This is a genomic window from Parabacteroides sp. PH5-46 (genome assembly GCF_029892785.1).
Classification (GTDB): Bacteria; Bacteroidota; Bacteroidia; order Bacteroidales; family Tannerellaceae; genus DFXE01.
Map to the genome: position 1 here is coordinate 1 of NZ_JARXXA010000014.1, position 19,266 is coordinate 19,266.

The 19,266-nt window shown below is 45.0% G+C and carries 16 protein-coding genes; all 16 read right to left on the reverse strand.

What is annotated here, in order from left to right; all coding sequences use genetic code 11:
* Nucleotides 1-55: 55 nt before the first annotated feature.
* The gene (locus M2470_RS13800; RefSeq protein ID WP_280745586.1) at nucleotides 56-1,060 is read right to left on the reverse strand and encodes a histidine kinase; all 1,005 of its coding nucleotides are present in this window, start codon (nucleotides 1,058-1,060) and stop codon (nucleotides 56-58) included.
* A 179-nt stretch (nucleotides 1,061-1,239) separates the two neighbouring features.
* Nucleotides 1,240-2,928 (reverse strand): sodium:solute symporter, encoded by a 1,689-nt coding sequence (locus M2470_RS13805; RefSeq protein WP_280745587.1) that lies wholly within the window; start codon nucleotides 2,926-2,928, stop codon nucleotides 1,240-1,242.
* 28 nt (nucleotides 2,929-2,956) lie between these two features.
* Nucleotides 2,957-3,388 (reverse strand): ribose 5-phosphate isomerase B, encoded by a 432-nt coding sequence (gene rpiB / locus M2470_RS13810; protein ID WP_280745588.1) that lies wholly within the window; start codon nucleotides 3,386-3,388, stop codon nucleotides 2,957-2,959.
* Nucleotides 3,389-3,394: 6 nt separating this feature from the next.
* Complete coding sequence (locus M2470_RS13815) at nucleotides 3,395-5,422, reverse strand: transketolase (protein WP_280745589.1); 2,028 nt, start codon at nucleotides 5,420-5,422, stop codon at nucleotides 3,395-3,397.
* Between the two features lie 31 nt (nucleotides 5,423-5,453).
* Nucleotides 5,454-7,142: a ribulokinase gene (locus tag M2470_RS13820; protein WP_280745590.1), complete on the reverse strand. Its 1,689-nt coding sequence runs from the start codon at nucleotides 7,140-7,142 to the stop codon at nucleotides 5,454-5,456.
* A 16-nt stretch (nucleotides 7,143-7,158) separates the two neighbouring features.
* On the reverse strand, nucleotides 7,159-8,667 hold the full coding sequence (gene araA, locus M2470_RS13825) for an L-arabinose isomerase (protein ID WP_280745591.1): 1,509 nt from the start codon (nucleotides 8,665-8,667) through the stop codon (nucleotides 7,159-7,161).
* 42 nt (nucleotides 8,668-8,709) lie between these two features.
* Entirely contained in the window at nucleotides 8,710-9,393 is a 684-nt protein-coding gene (locus M2470_RS13830; RefSeq protein ID WP_280745592.1) for an L-ribulose-5-phosphate 4-epimerase, read from the reverse strand.
* Between the two features lie 303 nt (nucleotides 9,394-9,696).
* On the reverse strand, nucleotides 9,697-10,389 hold the full coding sequence (locus M2470_RS13835; protein ID WP_280745593.1) for an NUDIX domain-containing protein: 693 nt from the start codon (nucleotides 10,387-10,389) through the stop codon (nucleotides 9,697-9,699).
* Between the two features lie 26 nt (nucleotides 10,390-10,415).
* Nucleotides 10,416-11,567, reverse strand: coding sequence for a galactokinase (gene galK / locus M2470_RS13840; RefSeq protein ID WP_280745594.1), 1,152 nt, complete (start codon nucleotides 11,565-11,567; stop codon nucleotides 10,416-10,418).
* A gap of 120 nt (nucleotides 11,568-11,687) precedes the next feature.
* Nucleotides 11,688-12,974, reverse strand: coding sequence for an MFS transporter (locus tag M2470_RS13845; protein WP_280745595.1), 1,287 nt, complete (start codon nucleotides 12,972-12,974; stop codon nucleotides 11,688-11,690).
* 31 nt (nucleotides 12,975-13,005) lie between these two features.
* Nucleotides 13,006-14,085: an aldose epimerase family protein gene (locus M2470_RS13850; protein WP_280745596.1), complete on the reverse strand. Its 1,080-nt coding sequence runs from the start codon at nucleotides 14,083-14,085 to the stop codon at nucleotides 13,006-13,008.
* Nucleotides 14,086-14,223: 138 nt separating this feature from the next.
* On the reverse strand, nucleotides 14,224-14,967 hold the full coding sequence (locus tag M2470_RS13855; RefSeq protein WP_280745597.1) for a shikimate dehydrogenase: 744 nt from the start codon (nucleotides 14,965-14,967) through the stop codon (nucleotides 14,224-14,226).
* 11 nt (nucleotides 14,968-14,978) lie between these two features.
* Nucleotides 14,979-15,719, reverse strand: a complete 741-nt coding sequence (gene ubiE, locus M2470_RS13860; protein ID WP_280745598.1) for a bifunctional demethylmenaquinone methyltransferase/2-methoxy-6-polyprenyl-1,4-benzoquinol methylase UbiE — start codon at nucleotides 15,717-15,719, stop codon at nucleotides 14,979-14,981.
* Nucleotides 15,720-15,726: 7 nt separating this feature from the next.
* A complete protein-coding gene (locus tag M2470_RS13865) occupies nucleotides 15,727-16,683 on the reverse strand; it encodes a phosphoribosylaminoimidazolesuccinocarboxamide synthase (RefSeq protein WP_280745599.1) in 957 nt (318 codons plus the stop codon).
* 47 nt (nucleotides 16,684-16,730) lie between these two features.
* A complete protein-coding gene (locus M2470_RS13870) occupies nucleotides 16,731-17,711 on the reverse strand; it encodes a PhoH family protein (RefSeq protein ID WP_280745600.1) in 981 nt (326 codons plus the stop codon).
* Nucleotides 17,712-17,902: 191 nt separating this feature from the next.
* On the reverse strand, nucleotides 17,903-19,258 hold the full coding sequence (locus M2470_RS13875) for a glucoamylase family protein (protein WP_280745601.1): 1,356 nt from the start codon (nucleotides 19,256-19,258) through the stop codon (nucleotides 17,903-17,905).
* Nucleotides 19,259-19,266: the final 8 nt, after the last annotated feature.

Below are 19,266 nucleotides of genomic sequence, written 5' to 3' on the forward strand. Positions count from 1 at the left end.
GAATAAATACAAACAAAAAATTGCCTATATCATTTTACGGATACAGACAATTTTATTAAGTGAAAAACTTAAAGCCGCTTTTTAAGGGGTGACTACTTAGTATCGGCAAGTACCACAACAGATAGGGAGTATCGGCCTGGATGGAAAAGAAGAGCTTCCCTTCGTAACGTACACTCAGTAGGTAGGTATAAGCCTTGACAAACTGCAGCTCTTCCGCCAATGTAACAAGCTCCTTTTTGTTGCTCTGAAGGATGTATCTGAAGACGTTCGATAACTCGTCGAGGTAGGTCAAGGTCTGCTCCTGCTCGCCGCTGCGGATCAGAGCGTTCAGTCCGTTCAGCGAATTAAAGAAGAAGTGTGGATTGATCTGCCCCATTAGTGCGTTGTAGGAAGTTTGAAGCTTTTCTGTCTTCAGTTGTTCATACTCTAGTGCAATCTGCTGCTTGCTACTAAGTAGGCGCATCAGGATCACCGAAAGTATAACCGTAAGTAAGACAAACAGATGTTCAGTCACTAGCGGGCGCGGAAAAGGGCGAAGATCCAAGGGCCAAAAGAATGGAATGGAGGCATCCGGAGCCTTATGCATGTCCGGAAAAATGTATTCGGAGGGTACTCCTCCCCGTCTTTCGGGAAAGGGATCTGTTTTCTGTCTGGGATTGGTACGATCTGGCTTCTGCGGAAACTTCGGGTCTTCACTCTGCAGGATATCTTCGGTAACAACCTGTTGAGCCAAGGGATAAAACTGTATCATGGCGAACGCCAATAATATATCGACAGTAATAACAAGCAACATAGCCTTGTATCCTTTCTGTCTGAAGATTCGGTCGCCCAACTTATACAGTTGAATCGTTACGACGAAGAGAATAAGTGCAAAAAGAAAGAACCACGCCAACGAAAAGTAAAGGTAGGCACCTACAAAGTGAGGCGCAAAAGGTATGGTGTCGATCCCCTTGATCAGCTTTTCGTACGTGCGCATAATGAGCGTGAAGTTCACGAAAAGACTTAAAAGGATAGACACAACAAAACCAATCAATATGACTCGTTTTCCCGATAGTAACATCTTTAGTTCAGTTTCTTCATGCAAATATAAATAATCAAACCACTACTGAATCATAGAATCGGTGAAACGGCAGAAATAAACGATGAATCGTTTTATAAACGTAATGGACTCAATGGAGATATCTTCCCATTGAGTCCATTCTATTTATTGTATCAATTAAGTCTACAGTCTATTGATCTTTACCAGAAGTAGAGATAGAAAGACAGTGTGATACCTATGATGATGATGGAGTGGATCACATCCCAGTGATTCCAGCTTGCGCGGGTAGCTGCCCGTTGCTCCGGAGTAGCCGTGCCGAATACGAGGCCTTGTATCTTCTCCGCTGAAGGTGCTTTGGTAAACAAGCTGACTAACACTACAACAAGAATACATGCCAGGAACATCCAGCCACAGAAGAACAGCCAGTTGGTATCATAGAAGACCGTCTTGAATAAGGAGTCGGCGGCATCTGTCACATTGCTATAATACACATTGGCGCCCAAACGAACAAGACCGATGGCCATTCCTGAGATCAGTCCCCACATACCGCCTTGCGCAGAGGTACGTTTCCAGGTAATACCCAGTAAGAAGGCAGCTGCAATACCCGGAGACAATACAGACTGCACGTCCTGCAGGTAAGCATACAACACATCACCAATACTGCGCATAATAGGAATCCATAAGATACCCAGGATCACGATGATTACAGTAGCCATCTGTCCGATGTTTACCAATTTCTTTTCAGGGGTCTCCGGCTTGAACCTCTTGTAGAAGTCAATCGTGAAAAGCATAGCCGAAGAGTTAAACAGAGAAGCCAACGAACTCATCAGAGCAGCCAGAATACCACAAACTACCAGTCCTTTCATTCCGGCAGGGAGCAGCTTGGCAACCAATGTTGGGAAAGCAGCGTCAGCGTTATGCATACCATTAGACAACAAAGGCAGGAAGCCACCGTCGGCTAAGTTTTTCTGATGCAAAGCAAAGGCAATCATTCCCGGGATAAGGAACAAGAATACAGGAAGTAGCTTCAAGTAAGCTCCGAAGATTGTACCACGGCGAGCTTGTTGTTCATTCTTTCCCGACAGCACGCGCTGTACAATATATTGGTCGGTACACCAGTACCAGAAACCGATAATAGACGAACCGATCAGTGCACCCAGCCAAGGGAAGTTCGGATCCCTGTTACTACGAATCAGATTGGTCATAGTGTCGCCATATTCGTTCACTGAAACGCCTCCGCAGATACGGATCATCTCGTCCCAGCCGCCCAGTTCTTTCAAACCAAGAACTAAGATAACAATAGAGCCTAACAACAGAATAGGTGTTTGAAGCACGGAGGTGTAAAGAACAGACTTCATACCTCCCACAATCGTATAGACAGCGGTAAGCAGTACCAAGCCGATAGCCGCAATCCAGAAGAAATCAATTCCCCAAAGTTCCTGAATTCCGAATACCTGCTGGAAGACAAGTCCACCGGCGTATACCGTAACAGCTACCTTGGTTAATACATAACTAACTAATGAGATCACCGAAAGAATAGTTCTGGACTGCGGGTTATAGCGCCGTTCCAGAAACTCCGGCATTGTATACACCATACTTCGGGAATAAAAGGGTACGAATACCCAGCCAAGAATAAGAATCATCCAGCCCTGTATTTCCCAGTGCGCCATAGCCATCCCACTGGAGGCTCCGGCTCCGGCAAGGCCGATAAGGTGTTCCGAACCGATGTTCGAGGCAAAGATCGAGGCTCCGATAGCGATCCACGTCGCATCGCGTCCTCCCAAAAAGTAGTCAGCAGAGTTGTCCTGCTTTTGTTTCAGTACCCATACAATGATACCTATAAGGGCTATAGCAAACAGCCCAATCACGATAAAGTCTAATACTTGCATTTGTAGTGTTTTTACATGTCCTTTGTCTTCACAAAGGTATTTTCTCTATTCTCTTTTTATGTCGTCCGCCTTCAAAAGGGGTTTCAAGAAAGGCGTCGATTGTTTTAGTAGTTTCCTCTTTATTGATAAATCTTCCGGGTAACACCAAGATATTTGCATCATTATGGGCTCGGGACAATTGCGCTATTTCCGCATTCCAGCAGAGAGCTGCCCGTATCTCCTGATGCTTATTTAAGGTGATAGCTATCCCGTTCCCTGTACCGCAAACGGCAATTCCGGGATATACTTCGCCCGCCTCAACAGCCGAGGCCAAGGGGTGGGCAAAGTCGGGATAGTCACAGCTATCAGATGTATTAGTTCCGAAATCTTTATATGCCAGCCCTTTTGAGTCGAGAAGCTTCTTCACATCTTCCTTTAACTCAAAACCTGCATGGTCACTGCATAAACCGATTATCTTCATCAGAGGTTAAGCCAAAAGTTCTTTTACTTGCTTGTAAACATTCTTACCTGTAAAGCCAAGCTTTTCATCCAACACTTTGTAGGGTGCAGAGAATCCGAAGGACTCCAGTCCCCATACTTTTCCGTTGGCACCTACCAAGCCTTGCAGGTTGACAGGCAATCCGGCTGTTAGTCCGAACACCTTGCTTCCCGAAGGGATTACAGATTCCTGGTATGCTACAGGCTGATTGCGGAATAAGCCTTCCGAAGGTACAGATACGATACGAACTTTGACACCATCGGCACGAAGCAATGCAGCACCTTCCACCAAGGTAGACACCTCAGAGCCGGAAGCAACCATTACTACATCAGGATTCGCATCGCCTTCTACGATATACGCACCCTTCTCTGCTTGAAGCGCTTCTTTGTAGCGGCTTTCTTTTGCGGGTAAGTCTACAATATTCTGACGGGAAAGGATTAAAGCTGTCGGGGTAGTTGTATTCTCCATCGCCATCTTCCAGGCTACGGTTGTTTCAACAACATCCGCCGGACGAAGCACCAAGGTAGAGTTGTGTCCTTTATGGTTTTTCAGTTTTTCCATTAAGCGGATCTGAGCTTCTTGCTCTACCGGCTCATGGGTTGGGCCGTCTTCTCCTACACGGAAAGCATCATGCGACCAGATAAATTTCACCGGTTGCTCCATGATTGCAGCCATACGCACGGCCGGTTTCATATAGTCGGAGAATACAAAGAAGGTTCCACAAGCGGCAATGACTCCTCCGTGCAATGACATACCGATACAGATACAAGCCATTGATAGCTCGGCGACACCTGCCTGGAAGAAAGAACCGCTGAAATCGCCTTTGACGAACGCATGTGTTTTCTTCAGGAAACCATCGGTCTTGTCCGAGTTGGAAAGGTCGGCTGAAGCACAAATCATGTTTTCAACCTGAGTAGCCAAAACGCCTAATACCGTAGCTGATGCGGCGCGGGTAGCTTGTCCCGGTTTTTGTTCAATAGACTCCCAGTCAATCACAGGAGCAGCGCCGGAGAACCATTTCTCCATCTTAGCTGCCAGTTCCGGATTAGCTTTACTCCATGCTTCTTTTTCGGCATAGCGCTTGGCTACAATGCCGTCCAATTCCTTCGCGCGCTCAGCATATAGCTTCTCTACTTCCGGGAATATACGGAATGGGTCAGCCGGATCGCCTCCCAAGGTCTTGATGGTTTCTTCAAAGGAAGCACCTGCGGCAGACAATGGCTGTCCGTGGGTAGACACCTTGTTTTCATACGAGCTGTGATCAGCTCCTACAGCACCTTTACCCATAACGGTTGTTCCAATGATAAGAGTAGGCTTGCTTGTTTCGGCTTTCGCTTCCGTCAATGCTTTCCTGATCTCATTCACATCGTTGCCGTTTATTGAAATGACTTTCCATCCCCACGCCTCGTATTTCTTCGCTACGTTTTCGCAGGAAACTTCTTCTACCTTCGTAGAAAGTTGTATGTTATTGGAGTCATAGAACATAACAAGGTTGTCGAGTCCTAAAGAACCGGCGATTCTGCCAGCACCCTGCGAGATCTCTTCCTGGATACCTCCGTCGGAGATATAGGCGTAGATCGTCTGGTTCATTTGGTCGCCCAAACGTGCTTTCAGGAATTTAGCGGCAATAGCTGCTCCTACAGCAAAGGTATGTCCCTGCCCTAACGGACCGGAAGTATTCTCGATGCCGCGCATAATGTCCCTTTCCGGATGTCCGGGCGTAGGGCTTCCCCACTGACGGAATTCGGATAGTTCCTGCATGCTGAACTTCCCCCAAAAGGCCAACGCAGCATAAAGCATCGTAGACATGTGTCCGGGATCAAGGAAGAAGCGATCTCTTCCCTCCCATTTGGGGTTTTTAGGATCGAAAACCAAGAACTCTGAATACAGAACGTTCATAAAGTCGGCACCACCCATTGCACCACCCGGATGACCGGAATTAGCTTTTTCTACCATTGATGCAGCCAAAATGCGGATGTTATCGGCCGCTTTATTCATTAATTTAATGTCGTTCATCTTTATATCTTTTTTAAGTTCCGCTACAAAGTTAATGATTAATGGTTAAAGACAACTCGTTCTCGGTAAATTTGCCCAATTTACTGTACTTTTCATAAAGCGCCAGATACGCCTGATGATTGTCGTGGTTCGGATGGTATTCTTTGGCAAAGCCAAGTCCCATCGCTTTCTGAGCGTCTTCTACTTTACCATACACTCCGGCAGCTACAGCCGCGAACATGGAAGCACCAAAGGCACAAGCCTGTTCGGCTTTGGCTACTTTGATCGGCATACCCAATACGTCGGCCATCGTCTGCATCACAAAAGGAGACTTCAACGAGATACCTCCAATACCAATGACGCTTTCGATCTTGATATTGTTTGACAGGAAGCGATCTACAATCGCTTTCGAGCCAAAGGCTGTTGCCTCAACCAAAGCACGGAAGATCAGCGGAGCAGAACTTCCCAGGTTCAGACCTGTAATCGTACCTTTTACCAGCTGGCTGGCATCGGGCGTGCGGCGGCCGTTCATCCAGTCTACTGCCAGAATGCTGCTCTCTGCCACGGGCACTTTAGCAGCCTCTTCCGAAAGTAAAGGGATAATCTTGTCTGCCGTTTCCTCTATCAGCTTTTGCTTTGTTTCTTCATCTATCAAAGAACTCTTGCTCAGGATATTTTCCAAGGGCCAGGAGAGTACCCGTTTGAACCAGGCGTAGATATCTCCGAAGCCGGATTGTCCGGCCTCCAGTCCTATCATACCGGGGATTACCGAGCCGTCTACTTGTCCGCAGATACCGGGGATTAGTTTGTCTTTCATTTCCTCGTGCGAAGCTACCATAATGTCGCAGGTAGACGTTCCGATTACACGCACGAAAGTACGAGGGGTAATTTCCGCCCCTACGGCTCCCATGTGGCAATCGAAAGCGCCTACGGCTACGGCTACATTAGTGGTCAGCCCCAAGCGTCCGGCCCATTCTTCCGTCAGGTTACCTACCTTGGTGTCGCTAGTATATGTCTTTTCAAACAGATGGCTCCGAAAACCAGCCAGTAGAGGCTCTAATGTGGTAAAGAAGTCTTCGGGAGGAAGTCCGCCCCATTCTTCCAGCCACATGGCCTTGTGTCCAGCTGCGCAACGGCTGCGGTATACCTCTTCCGGTTTCGTTTTGCCGGTAATAAGTGCCGGTAGCCAGTCGCAATGTTCAATCCAGGAATAAGCGGCCTTGCGGATAGACTCATCCTCACGCAATACGTGTGTCATCTTCGCCCATACCCATTCCGAAGAGTAGATACCGCCTTCGTAAGCCGTATAGTCAATGCCCCAGCGGCGTGCCAGTTCATTGATTTCGGCTGCTTCCTTGATGGCTGTGTGGTCTTTCCAGAGAACAAACATCGCGTTCGGATTCTCGGCATACTCGGCCAACAAAGCCAAAGGAGTTCCTTCTTTATCTATCAGTACCGGGGTACTTCCCGTTGTATCAAAAGCCACACCTACTACCTGCTCAGCTGTTCCTGCCGGACATTTAGCCAATGCTTCCTTTACAGTGTACTCCAGTGTTTCAATATAGTCCAGCGGATGCTGGCGATAGCGGTTTTTCTTTTCGTCGCAGTATTTGCCTTCCATCCAACGGGGATAGTATTTAACGGCAGAAGCCATTTCTTTTCCCGTTGAGGCATCGACAACTACGGCGCGACAAGAGTCGCTGCCGTAGTCTAAACCAATTACATAGTTGTTTTTGCTCATGGTCTGTCTTTCATTATTAAGCCTGTAGTGCGCGGTTTAACATATAGTATATATCGTTATACTGAAGTTCTTTCTTGAATCCGTTGATGGTTGTATCCTTGTCGATAGTTACCAGTTCGATACCTGCGATATCGGCATAGTCTTCCATGTATTCATTGGTCAAGGCATACGAGAATGCGGTATGGTGCGTACCTCCTGCCAGAATCCAGGCAGCGGCTCCCACTTCCAAGTTAGGCTGAGGAATCCACAAGGCACTTGCTACCGGAAGCTTAGGCATCGGAGCCGGTTGCTTCACCACATCTACATTGTTTACGATCATACGGAAACGGTTGCCCATATCTACTACCGTAGCAGCTACTCCGGCGCCTTCGTGAGCGGTGAATACCAAACGGGCAGGGTCTGCCTTGCCACCAATTCCCAGCGGATGTACTTCGAGGCGGGGCTTGCTTTCTGCAATCAACGGGCAGATTTCAAGCATGTGTGCCTGTAGGATCGCGCTCTTTTCTCCGTCAAAATGGTAGGTGTAATCTTCCAGGAAGGAGCAACCACCGGGAAGTCCCTGAGACATCACCCAGAAAGTACGGTAAAGGGCAGCCGTTTTCCAGTCGCCTTCCGCTCCAAATCCATAGCCTTCCGCCATCAGACGCTGAGAAGCCAAACCGGGTAATTGGTTCAAGCCGTGAAGCGCATCAAAGTTTGTTGTAAACGCTTTCGCGTTTTTGTCTTTCAGGAAGCGGCGGAGCGCAATCTCTTCGCGGGCTGCTTCACGCACCTGGTTGTGATCTTTGGCACCTTTCTTGCAGTTGTCGGCAAAGGTGTACGCCTTCTCGTATTCGGCAACCATTTCGTCGATATCCTTCTCTGTTACCTTATCCTGATAGGCCACCAGGTCGCCAATCGGGAAGTAGTCTACGTGATAGCCCAAACGTAATTCGGCCTCCACTTTGTCACCATCCGTAACGGCTACATTGTTCATCTGATCGCCCAGGCGAACGATGCGCATATCCTGAGCGTCGGCCCATGCGGCAGCTACACGCATCCATACAGCAATACGTTGCTGTGCTTTTTCGTCCGACCAATGTCCTACTACTACTTTGCGGTTTTTGCGCATCCGGCTCACAATATACCCGAACTCGCGGTCGCCATGCGCACTCTGGTTCAGGTTCATGAAGTCCATGTCGATCTCACTCCATGGAATTTCTTTGTTGAACTGTGTGTGAAAATGCAGCAGGGGTTTCTTATAATCTTTCAGCCCGTGTATCCACATCTTGGCCGGAGAGAAGGTATGCATCCAGGTAATTACACCAATACACTTGGTATCGTTATTAGCCGCACGGAAAATGGCTGCTACTTCCGGATCAGAGTTTGCCGTTCCTTTGTAAACTACCTTCACGGGCAATTTACCGGAATCGTTCAAACCTTTAACAATTTCATTTGAGTGACCGTCTACTTTTACAACGGCATCACCGCCGTACAGAAGCTGAGCCCCTGTTACGAACCATACTTCAAGTTCTTTAAAATTCATGTCAGATTATATAATTAGAGTTATCTATAATTCATTACATCCTTACTGCCCGTAATAGGAGTTCGGGCCGTGCTTACGGTTAAAGTGCTTCGTAATAAGATGCTCATTCATGGTAAGCTGTGGGTTGATACCTAAAGAGATATAAGCCATTTTGGCCACCTGTTCCATCACTACGGCATTATGAACGGCATCTGACGCATCTTTTCCCCAGGAAAACGGACCGTGATTCTCTACCAACACACCCGGAATATGGACAGGATTAAGATTCTTAAAGCGCTCTACAATTACATTTCCGGTCTCTTTCTCGTACTCACCTTCTATCTCTTCTTTCGTCATTGCACGGGTGCAAAGGATAGCGTCACTGAAGTAATCGGCATGTGTCGTACCTATATTAGGAATATCGCAGCCAGCCTGTGCCCAGGCAGTTGCAAAGGTAGAATGCGTATGCACAATGCCACCGATTTCGGGAAACGCCCGGTATAAAACCAAATGCGTAGGCGTGTCGGACGAAGGCTTCAGATTACCTTCTACGATGTTACCCTCCAGGTCGAGTACCACCATGTGTTCTGCTTTCATTGTATCGTAAGAAACACCGGAAGGTTTGATAATAACCAAGCCTTTTTCGCGATCAATTGCACTTACATTTCCCCACGTAAATAGCACCAAGCCATGTTTTACCAGGTCTAAATTCGCTTCAAATACCTTGTCTTTTAATTCGTTAAGCATAGTTTTTGATAATTTCTTTAGTGTATACTATACCTCTTTTTCTAATTTGGTGTAAAAATAACACCTTAACGAATTAAAAATACAAAACGCGCTATGTTATACAACATAACGTACCTTTATTAATACCTAAGGTATTTTTATTCGTTTCACAACTGTAGAATGTTTTTTCCACAAGTGTGAAGCGAATTTTTCACAGCTGTGAAAAGGTTATTTTACAGCTGTGAAAAGCACAAATATATAGGTACAAAACAGTCGTTACTGCTTATCTAAGCAGCAAAAAACAGAGAGGAAAGAAAGTAGGTATTAAAGTGAAAAATAGAAACCGTCTTCCAGCAATTTATCGTACTTCTCTTTATTAAATGTATAATAGAAGGCGCCTCTTTTGGAGCTTTTCTTGTCTTTTTCGTCCAGTTTCTCCAGGATATCCATAGAGTTCAGTTTTTTTCTGAAATTCCGCTTATCCAGAGGTGTCTGGTAGATGGCTTCATACAGGTTCTGTAGCTGAGGCAAGGTGAATTTGTCCGGAAGCAGGTTAAATCCGACCGGACGTGTGGCGGCTTTACGCTTCAGGCGCGCGAGCGTGTCCTTTATCATTAAGGTATGGTCAAAAATCAGATTGGGTAGATCGCTCACCCTTGTCCATTGGGCATTGTATTCCTTTAAAAGGTCTGTGTTAAAATCGTTCAGATTAACCAGTGCATAGTAGGCTACGGAGACAACCCGCTCGCCCAGGTCGCGGGTAACATCTCCGTAGGCTCCTACCTGCTCCATAAACAAGTCATGGATGCCTGTACACTCTGTCAACACGCGGGATGCTGCGTCGTTTATACTTTCACCGGACCTGACAAATCCTCCCATAAGTGACCATTCACCTTTCATAGGTTCAAATTTACGCTTATAGAGTAATACATTCAGTTCCTTATCATTAAATCCTAAAATGATACAATCGACTGCAACAAAGAATTTGACTTCTTTTTGATAAAAAGCGGCTGACATAATATTTCTGACTTTATATTTATACTTTAATAGAGTTTGCGTGCTCCGTCGCTGATAACTACATTATACAACTTAGGTTCGCGTCCGAATTTTTCTTTATAGGCACGGAAGGCTTCCTTTACAAAGTCGTCATACAATTCATCCTTTACCAGATTGATCGTACAGCCGCCAAAGCCACCACCCATTACGCGTGATCCGGTTACACCGCATTTCTTTGCTACATCATTCAGGAAGTCGAGCTCTTCGCAACTTACTTCATATAGCTTGCTCATACCGTGATGTGTGCCGTACATGCGGTCGCCTACGGTCTCGTAATCGCCTTTTTCCAATGCTGCGCAAACATCCATCACACGCTGTACTTCTTCAATTACATACTCGGCGCGCATGTAATCTTCGGCACTTACGTCTGCTTTTACTTCATTCAGCATTTCCATGGTAGCGTCACGCAGGAATTCTACTTCCGGATGATTCCGGCGGATAGCAGCCGCAACGGTTTCGCAAGACTGGCGACGTTTGTTATAAGCCGACGATGCCAATTCATGCTTCACTACCGTATCAAGCAATACCAGCTTATATCCTTTCGGATTAAACGGATAGTATTTATGTTCCAACGAACGGCAATCAAGCAGCATCAAACTTCCTTCTTTCCCGAAGATAGAAGCAAACTGGTCCATAATACCGCAGTTTACGCCTACGTAGTTATGTTCGGTAGCTTGTCCGATCTTTGCCAGTTCAAACTTGTCAATACCCAGGGAAAACAAGTCATTCAGTGCGAAAGCATAGGTACTTTCCAAAGCTGCCGACGACGACATACCGGCTCCCAGAGGAACGTCTCCTGAGAAAGCTGTATCAAAACCGGAGATTTGACCTCCTCTTTTTATGATCTCACGGCATACACCGTATATATATTTAGCCCAACCTTGAGCAGGCAGGTCATTTTCATTCAATCCGAACTCTGCTGTTTCATTCAAATCCAAAGCAACAGCACGTACCTTACCGGTACCATTTAGTTTTATTTCAGCTACCATACCTTTGTCGATAGCGCCAGGGAATACGAATCCGCCGTTATAGTCTGTGTGTTCTCCGATTAAGTTGATACGTCCGGGAGAGGCATATACAGCGCCCGTTTCGCCGTTGAAGTGATTAGTGAAGCCTTTTCTTACTCTTTCTACATCCATGATAATTAGATTTTACATTTGAAACAGAAACAAAATTATAAAAAAAACGAAGACACAGTAGAAATGAACTCATAAAAAGAATTCACTTCTCTGTGTCTTCGTGTTTTATCTTATAAAAAATTAATCAACAGGAATATCCTTGTTTACATTCTTGCTTCCGATTAAAGCATAATACAGCAGGTAAGCCAAGCCTAAGAAGGGCACCCAATAAGAAGTCAGGTAACCGGCAGCATCAGCTACTGCATTCTGAATTAATGGAAGGATACCTCCACCACAAACCATCATCATAAAGATTCCGGAAGCAGCAGCGATATATTTACCCAAACCTTCAACAGCCAGATTGAAGATACCTCCCCACATAATAGAAGTACACAATCCGCACAAGATAAGGAACAATACGTTAATTGGAACCTCGGTCATTGCAACAGAAATAGAAGGAACTGTTTGGATAACAGGAATAGAAACACGTATGGAAGTAGGCAAGAAGATTGCTAAAGTAACCAAGATAATACCAACACCTGACGCAAAGGTAAGCATCGACTTACTGGAAACTCTAGAAGCAACAGAAGCCCCAACGAAACGACCTACAAGCATCAGCAGCCAGTACATACCGGCAACTACACCAGCAGAAGCTGCACCATTAGCAACGCCTGTAGCAGGGTCGGCAATGAACAACATCATTGTTCCCGGGATACCTACTTCAATACCCACATATACACCAATAGCGATAGCTCCCAATACGAAATGACGGAAAGACCAAGCGCTGTATTTAGACTTCTCAAGTGAAGCGTCTGCCTTTGCAGCATGAGGCTCAGGTATAGAAACAAAGTATAATACAATACCTACCAAGGCAAAGATACCCATTGCCATAAACATCACCGGGTAAACGTCTGTAATCTGAGCTTTCGTAGCTTCACCTACCAAGGCACCTACTAAAATCGGCACTAATGTACCCATCAGCGAGTTAAAAGACCCACCAATCTGGATTAACTGGTTACCTTTGTTTCCACCGCCACCTAATGTATTCAACATAGGATTAACAACGGTATTCAACATACACATAGAGAAACCGGCAACGAATGCACCTAACAGATAAACGGCAAAACTTCCAGCCGTACCGGAAAGCACCTGGATACCAACGCCTACGAATCCAACTACAATAGCTATCAAGGCTGTTTTTTTGTAACCAACTCTCTCAAGCAACTTACCGGCTGGTATACCCATCACGGCATAAGCAATAAAATTGGCAAAGTTACCCAACATACCCATGAAGTTGGATACGCCGAATTGGTTTTTCAGAACAACACCCATAGGTGCCGCCAGATTAGTAACAAAGGAAATCATACCGAATAGCAGAATCATCATGATAATCGGCAAAGTGTAATTTTTTTGTTGTGTTGAACTCATAGCTTAAATTCTTTTTTTAGTTATGTATTGTTTATTGTATTATTAAGAATTGATATATCGTTTTACTGTCAAAGCTTTCCCCCGGACGAAGAGTCGTTGTCGGGTATTCCGGCTTGTTCGGGCTATCGGGGAAGTGATGTGTTTCCAGGCAAAGGGCTGCCCTTGCCGGATATCGTTGTCCGTTCTTGCCTACAAAGTTGCCTGTCATCCAGTTGCCTGTATATAGCTGTACGCCCGGTTCCGAAGTATATGTTTCCATCACTATTCCGGTTTTGGGTGAAACACAACGGGCGCAGAATGCCATCTCTCCTTCTTTTTTGTTCAGTACATACGTATGGTCGTAGCCGTTTCCGAACACCAACTGCTCAAAGTCAGCTTCAATGCGCGAACCAACGGCAAAGGGAGTACGGAAGTCCATAGGCGTACCTTCTACCGCTTCCTTCGGTCCGTAAGGAATTGCTGTGTTATCTGTAGGGAGATAGTAATCGGCATTGATGGTAAGCAAATGATCTCCGATTGACGGATCACCTGCTCCGGACAGATTGAAGTATGAATGATTGGTCAGGTTTACAACTGTTGGCTTATCAGTTGTAGCATGATAGCCGATCACTACTTCGTTTTTATCAGACAAATGATAGGTTATTTCAACAGATAAGTTTCCCGGAAAACCTTCCTCACCATCTGCTGAAGTATATGCTAAAGTAACTGTATCTTTATTGATTTCTTTTATATCCCATACTACGGCATTAAAGCCCTTGATACCGCCGTGTAGATTGTTGGGACCATTATTAATTGCCAACTTATCGTACACCACACCGTCTATCTCAAAACGACCTTTGGCGATACGGTTTCCGAAACGTCCGCAAACAGCACCAAAGTAAGGCTCTTCCGACACAAGATACTCATCTATTGAGTTATGTCCTGTAACAACATCTGTCATTTTTCCATTTTTGTCGGGAACCATCAGTGATACGATTTTTGCCCCATAGTTGGTTACAGTCAATTCTGCTCCAATACTATTGGTCAGGATGCAGAGTTTTGTTGTTTTGCCATCAATTAGCTTTTCGAAGTGTTCAGGTGTCAATCCGGAAAGCGTTTTTTCGTTCTTCATGTATATAATTCGTCTAATAATGCGTGTAAAAGTACGTGCTTATTCCCACATACGAGTTTGCAAAAAAGATGTTTTAAAACAGGATGTGGCTTTTTCAAGGGAACTTTTAACAGTTCTGCTTGAAATTGTAAAATTCATTTATTTATGCCAGATATCCCAAGCTGCGAATGCTTGCAGCAAAAGCATTTCCAAGCCGTTTTTCACAATTGCTCCTTTTTCCTTTCCTTTTTTCATAAAAAGGGTTTCATCCGGATTGTATAACAAATCGTATAACAAGTGATTAGGCGTTAGTAAGTCATAAGGAATGTCCGGGCAGTCGTCTATATTCGGAAACATACCTACCGGAGTTGTATTTACAATAACGGTATATTGCTCCATTGTTTTAGGGTTTATCTCGGCATACGTAATACAAAACTCTTTGGGTGTGCGAGATACTAATGTAGAAGCAATACCCAACTGCTTTAATCCGTGGAAGACTGCTTTGGAAGCTCCGCCTGTTCCCAGAATCAAGGCTTTTCGATGTGATTCGTTCAACAAAGGGTCAATCGACTTCTTAAAACCGATAATATCCGAATTGTAACCCTTCAGTTTCAGCTTTCCGAAATGTCCTTTTCCGAATTTAATGACATTAACCGCTCCTATCAAACGGGCATCCTCATCCAGTTCGTCCAGGAGGGGGATTACCTGTGTTTTATAAGGTAAGGTCACGTTTAATCCACACAGATCGGGATTGTCTTTCAATACTTTTCTTAACTCCTTAATGTCTGCAATTTCAAAGTTAACATATTCGGCGTTTATGTTTTCCGCAGCAAACTTTTGGTTGAAAAACGTTTTTGAAAATGAATGGCCCAGCGGATACCCTATTAATCCATACTTTCTCATATTAAAACTATTTATCCTTTTTTACCTGTATATAGCGAACAAATACCGAATGTAAAAGTCCGTACTTTTACATCTATGAAACCCTGCCTTCTGAGTATTCCTACCATTTCCTCTCCCTGAGGAACTACTTTAATGGAGGCTGGCAAGTAATCATAAGCGGCTTTTTCTTTTGAAAACCAACGTCCCACATTCGGTATCACTATTTTTGAATAGATTTTGTAGAGTTGTTTCATGGGAAACTTTTCCGGCGACGACAGTTCCAGTATCATGACATGCCCGTTGGGCTTCAATACCCGGTACATCTCAGATATGCCCTTGTCTATATCCTCAAAGTTACGTATCCCAAAGGCGGCTGTAACAGCGTCAAATCGATTGTTTTCATACGAAAGCGACAGACAGTCCTGCTGCTCATACGATATGTGTCCGGAGTATCCGGCAACTTCTACCTTTTGGCGCCCTATCTCCATCATGCCTTCGGATATATCGATACCAATAACCTGGCTAGGTTTTAATGTTTCATACAAAGAAATAGCCAGGTCACCAGTTCCGGTAGCCACATCCAGAATGGTCTCAGGAGAGAAGGGCTTCAGAAAAGCAATCCCTTTCCGTCGCCACCCCTTGTCAAAACCCAATGAAAGCGTATGGTTCAGCAGATCATATTTACCTGCAATAGCATCAAACATACGTTCTACCTGAGTAGCTTTCTGTTCGCTATCATTATAAGGCAATATATTCTCCGAACCGTACTTCACTTGACTTTTATTTATTGTTTGTTTTCAGATAATCAGAAACATTCTTCTCTATCCGTGAGAGCAACTGAGCTGTATCGCCCTTTACGAATGCTTCACCCGTTATATGCTCAAAAAGCTCAATGTAGCGTTCGCTGATACTTTGTACAATAGCCGGAGTCATCTCCGGAACGGTTTGGCCTGCTTTGCCCTGAAAACCGTTCTCCATCAACCACTCACGCACAAACTCTTTGGAAAGTTGCTTCTGAGGTTCACCTTTCTCAAAGCGTTCCTGATAGCCTTCCGTGTAGAAGTAACGGGAGGAGTCTGGAGTATGTATCTCATCTATCAGGTAGATCTTGCCGTCACGATGTCCAAATTCATACTTGGTGTCTACCAGGATCAGTCCGCGCTGAGCCGCTATCTCCGTCCCTCTCTTGAATAAAGCCAGGGTGTATTTCTCCAACAAAGCATAGTCGGCTTCCGACACAAGCCCCTGCTTCAGTATTTCTTCCTTAGAAATATCCTCATCATGCAAGCCTTGCTCAGCTTTTGTTGTAGGAGTGATGATGGGCTCCGGGAAACGTTCGTTTTCACGCATACCGTCGGGAATCTTCACACCACATATCTCACGAATGCCACTTTTATAAGCTCTCCAGGCGCTCCCGCACAGGTATCCACGTACAATCATTTCTACTGGAAAACCTTGACACTGAACACCTACAGTCACCATCGGATCAGGCGATGCCAACTTCCAATTCGGGCAAATATCTGTTGTAGCATCCAGGAACTTCGCTGCAATCTGGTTCAGCATCTGTCCTTTATAAGGAATACCTTCCGGTAATACCACATCAAATGCCGAAATACGGTCTGTTGCCACCATCACTAACAGTTCGTCATTGATGTTATACACATCACGCACTTTCCCATGATATACACTTTTCTGTCCCGGGAAATTGAAATCTGTTCTCACTAAAGCTTTATTCATAACTCTTTTATTTTATGCAGAACGGAACACGCAGAACGGGGATAATATCAATCCTTCCGTTCTGCATTCTGCGTGTTCCGTTCTGCCTTTTTCTTTGCATCAAATTTGTCATAGGCCTCTACAATACGCTGTACCAGCTTATGGCGAACGATATCTTTCTTATTAAACGTTATCTTTCCGATACCTTTTACTGCCTTTAGGATGTTCATGGCTTGTATCAGGCCGGAAGTAGCCGATGGAGGCAGGTCTATCTGAGTGACATCACCGGTTACGATCATCTTCGCATTCATACCCAGGCGTGTAAGAAACATCTTTATCTGATGCGTTGTGGTATTCTGGGCTTCGTCCAGAATGATAACCGCATCACTTAATGTACGCCCGCGCATATAAGCCAGGGGGGCAATCTGAATGACATTATTTTCCATATATTCCTTCAACTTGACTCCCGGAATCATATCCAGCAAGGCATCATATAAAGGCTGCAAATAAGGATCCAGCTTATCTTTCATCTCTCCGGGAAGGAATCCCAGCTTTTCTCCAGCCTCTACTGCGGGACGGCTCAAGATGATCTTTTTCACCTCTTTATTCTTTAAGGCCCTAACGGCAAGAGCTATCGCCACGAATGTCTTTCCCGATCCGGCCGGACCGATGGCAAATACCAGGTCGTTCTCCTCAAAAGACTTTACCAAAGCTTGTTGATTCTCCGTACGGGCAACAATTGCCTTGCCGTTCATCCCATGTATAATCAGGTTTTCTTGCTTTACAACAGCAGGAGCTTTGCCTTTTATGATGTCAAGGATGATTTCTTCGCTCAGTGAATTATACTCTTCGCAATGCTTCTCAACCTCTCGTATTTTCTTCAGAAACATTTCCGATTCTTCCTCATCACCAATTACTTTCATCACATTTCCCCGGGCCACAATGCGCAGTTTGGGAAATAATGTTTTGATTAATTGCATATGGGCATTGTTCACACCATAAAATATAACCGGGTCTACATTTTCAAGAATATAAATGCGTTCTATCATCCAATTTGTTTCTCTGTTTTATAAATGTTTTGAGAAAACAAAAATACGAATAATCCGTTTGGGTTACTCAATAGCAGCATCTTTTATTTGTAAAAAAAGAATCGCGTGACATATGTCACGCGATCAAACTACATATGTGAAACGATCGAAACACAAATGTGAATCGATCGCGTGACAATTGTCACGCGATTCTATTGAAAGCCTAACTTCTGCAAACCTTGCTGTACATCGGGATGACTCATAAAGAGTTTCCACAAGAGCTGCGAGCGGTAGTTTTCTATCATGACAGCAATAGGCCCCTGATCAATAGCCAGGTAATGGCGTGGATACCAGTTGTCTGTCTCGCTGAAAGCATCATAAAAGCCATAGATACCCCATACCTGATTGCCCATAGCATAGAGGCTCCTCATCACTTTCATTGATTCCTCCGGTGTATACACAATAGAAGACAGGGCTGCAGTAGGCGAAATAACCCCTAGGTCGTTTCGTTCATTAGGTGCATGTGCCGAATATCCTTTTACGGAATAACTGGCGGTAAGCCCCCACATGTCTTCCCCATAGCCTTTATAGCCTTTCGGATTGCGGATACAATACGCTCTGTTTATTAATGTATAGTTCCGCATTTCGTCAAAATAGTTCACATACTGATCAGATAAACCATTGGGGTTTAAGCCAAGAAAGGAGTAATGCGCCCAGAACAAAGGGCCAGCTTCTGTTCCCTGGTAGCGGAATGTCAAAGGGATCCCTTCTACCGTATGAGGAGATAGTATGGCTCCATTTTCAGCCCAGCCCTCATGATAAACCTCTGCCGGGATAGTGTATGTAGGAGAAGCTGCTGCCAATACATACATAATCAGACATTCGTTATATCCTCTTACCGGGAAATTCATCTCCCAGGCATATTCAGGGCTCCAATGCCAGTACAGCACATTCTGCCCATTCTGATACCAACTCCATTCTACTTCCCTCCAGAGCTTGTCTATACGAGCTGCTAAGGCTTTTTCCTCTTCCGAGCCGTTTACATAATATTGATGAACAGCTAGTAAGCCTTGGAAGAGGAAAGCTGTTTCTACCAGGTCTCCCCCATTGTCTTTGGTGCCAAAAGGCTTTACCTTGCCTGTTTCGCCATATAGCCAATGAGGAAACGCTCCGTGGAAACGATCGGCACTTTCAAGAAAGTCCAGAATCCGGCTAAAGCGCATAAACCCTTCACTAGGGGTAATATACCCTCTCTCAATACCTGCTATCAGTGCCATTATCCCAAAGCCGCTTCCTCCTGTAGTTATCACATTTTTATCGTTCTCCGGATAGTAATCATCGGCATGGAAACGCTCGCGCGCCAGTCCGCTGTTAGGCTCTGCTCCTTCCCAGAAATAGTTAAAAGTACGCCGTTGCACACTATCAAGCAAGGCCTGATCAGATAGTTCCTCAACAGGTGCTTTAATATCCGACTCTTCATCTTCAGTCAAACGATTGTTTGCCTTATTAGAGCAAGAGAAGCTTAATGTAACACCTAGTAATAAAACAAAGAAAACAGTTCTATTCATGGGTCGTA